We start from the raw sequence: 2,282 nt of genomic DNA, 5'->3' as shown, positions 1-2,282 counted from the left end.
CCGCCAGGGCTGGCCTGCCCCGCATCCTCTTTCGCCCTACTTCAAAAATAAAGAAAGAAGGCAAGAGAGAAAGAAAGTCATTTTATAAAGGCGGAAGCGCTTATCCCTACAATGCTAATCGCAAGCGCGGCTAGGCCGAGATACAGAAAATAAAACGTTGCATTGGACCACTTTGAGTCATGAAAGAACACCCACAAACCAACCAGGATTAAACCGAACAAACCGACCAATCCGAAGACAATTTGGACCGCATGGCCTATCGGCGCAAAAACGTTCGGGGGCATGTGTACTCCTAATGATACATCAGCACCCAAAGGCGGGTGACAAGAGCAAACATGGCGATAGCGAGCATTTCCGACCAGTATCGACGCCATTTTTTCCGACCCGCCATATCGTGCGGTATCGGCCAGGCATTCGGCACGTCCAGCGTGCAGGTCGCCATATCTCCCCGTTTCCAAAGATCCAGAGGACACACTAGGAGCGGAATTGCCAAAAGGGCCACACATCCCCCTAGGGACCATGTGAACCCAACCGCAAGCCCTAGGCTTGCCAGAAATACCAGAAAAGCAAAGTGACGCCGCAAGGCGTCGATTTGTTTTTTCATTTTCGATCCTAACGAACCGCCCCGGCAATGCCGGGGCGGCGGGATTTACACGATAGCCACCAGCATTAACCGCGTGATGACGGCAATCGACAAAACGAGACCGAAGATCCGGCGATGCTTCCGCCATTCGACAAGATCACTTTCAGAGGTCGGACGACGCCAGAAATACGGAATGTCGATGGTGAAAGAAGATGCCCATGAACCGGCGCTACGCCGTACAGGGAACATGCAAAGCGGAATCAGGAGCAGCGCGGCAAAGCCGGTGAGCCGCCAAATGATTCCAACCCCAACGCCGAAAACACATGCGGCAATCATGGTGCGGGTAAAGTCGAAAGTAATATCGTTTCGCATAGGGTGAGCCTCCTATGAGGTTGCGGGATATGAGGCCGGTGTGGTGTCCCTTCCTCATGTTCTTAATGTATCGCGATACACTAAAAAGCGCAAGCAAAAATTGCAAATTTTCTAGAAAAACAAACGGTGAGCGCCGGTAAAGCGCCCACCTAAAACTTAGGATTTCTTCCTAAATCCGGCCTTTGTTAGTCCTTCTGTGCGTCCAGTATCTTCCGCACACATTGGGCATTATAGATACCGGCGTTATTCAAGTGACGAACCCAAGCGCCGTTTTCCCCGCGTGTGGGAGACCAGCGGAAAGAATGGTCTTTCAAGACTTGGCGCGTTTCCGCGTCTGGCTTGCCGTCAAATTCAAACATCACGCGATTTTCTTCGCTGTCTTCGCGATAGGTATAGCCTTCTCCCACCTGCTCCACGTTCTCCCGCGCTTGCGTCTTTTTCAAAACCTCGATGCGCTGGCGGATACGGCGAGCATTTGCCCGGTTTCCCGTTAGTTCAAAATCTGCATAACCAACCCGGCCCACATGATCGGGCTTGAACAGCAGTTCAATCGCCTTTTCCGAGTAGCCTAACGCCTCCAAGGCTTTGCGGTCATTCTTTCTAACCGCCTTGTTTGCGGCTTTCATTTTGATGCTGTCCGCTTCCAGCTTCTCAAGTTGTGCCGTCAGTTTCTCGATTGCCTGCGGGTCGTCGCTAGAAATACCGCCTTTTCCAACGCCTTCCGCCTTCTGCTCGTAATAGTCGGCTTTCTTATCCGCCTGCACGGCTTGGGTCATCACTTGACCAATCCGCGCCCTGAATCTGCGGTCGCGGCCTTCGCTATGGTGTCCCACAAGAATGGGCTGTCCGAAAGGGATGCAATCCGCCATCGTGGTGGCACGGCGGGCTTTTCCTTCCGCCTCTTTGCGTGCCCGTTCTGCCCGTTCTTCATAGCGGGCGCGGCGTGCTTCTTGGCGTTCTTCGTAGCTGTTGCGGGTCATGGCTTAGCCCTCCCCACCAAGAAGCTGCGCCAAGCCTTCACGATAGCGGCGCTCTGCCTCCACCTTTGCCGGGATAAGGGCTTCAATGGCCCCCCCGCGCGGAATATGACGATTGATCGTCACAACGTCATAACCCACATCGTCGGCCAGTTCGTCGGCGGTCGTGGCATCTGCAACGGCCTGACGAACCCCCTCGCCGTAAACCGAAACATAATGCTCAATCTGCTTTGCCTGGATCTCCAAGGCTTCTTTTTTGGTCAGGGTGAAAGACATAGGGTGAGCCTCCTAAGAGATTGCGAGATATGAGGCTGGTGTGGTGTCCCTTCCTCATGTCCTTAATGTATCGC

At 53.5% G+C, this 2,282-nt stretch carries 4 protein-coding genes; all 4 read right to left on the bottom strand.

The features are described 5' to 3' along the window. Positions 1-292: 292 nt before the first annotated feature. The 4 genes from JK213_RS15735 to JK213_RS15720 all read right to left on the bottom strand — a co-directional run bounded on the left by JK213_RS15735 (position 293) and on the right by JK213_RS15720 (position 2,208). Complete coding sequence (locus JK213_RS15735; protein WP_211571897.1) at positions 293-604, bottom strand: hypothetical protein; 312 nt, start codon at positions 602-604, stop codon at positions 293-295. A 45-nt stretch (positions 605-649) separates the two neighbouring features. Then, complete coding sequence (locus JK213_RS15730; protein WP_211571896.1) at positions 650-955, bottom strand: hypothetical protein; 306 nt, start codon at positions 953-955, stop codon at positions 650-652. Between the two features lie 185 nt (positions 956-1,140). After that, positions 1,141-1,935 (bottom strand): DUF3560 domain-containing protein, encoded by a 795-nt coding sequence (locus JK213_RS15725; RefSeq protein ID WP_211571895.1) that lies wholly within the window; start codon positions 1,933-1,935, stop codon positions 1,141-1,143. Between the two features lie 3 nt (positions 1,936-1,938). Further along, positions 1,939-2,208, bottom strand: a complete 270-nt coding sequence (locus tag JK213_RS15720) for a hypothetical protein (RefSeq protein WP_211571894.1) — start codon at positions 2,206-2,208, stop codon at positions 1,939-1,941. Positions 2,209-2,282: the final 74 nt, after the last annotated feature.

The organism is Gluconobacter sp. Dm-44, assembly GCF_018256175.1.
Classification (GTDB): Bacteria; Pseudomonadota; Alphaproteobacteria; order Acetobacterales; family Acetobacteraceae; genus Gluconobacter; species Gluconobacter cadivus.
This window is presented reverse-complemented; position numbering and strand designations above follow the sequence as displayed.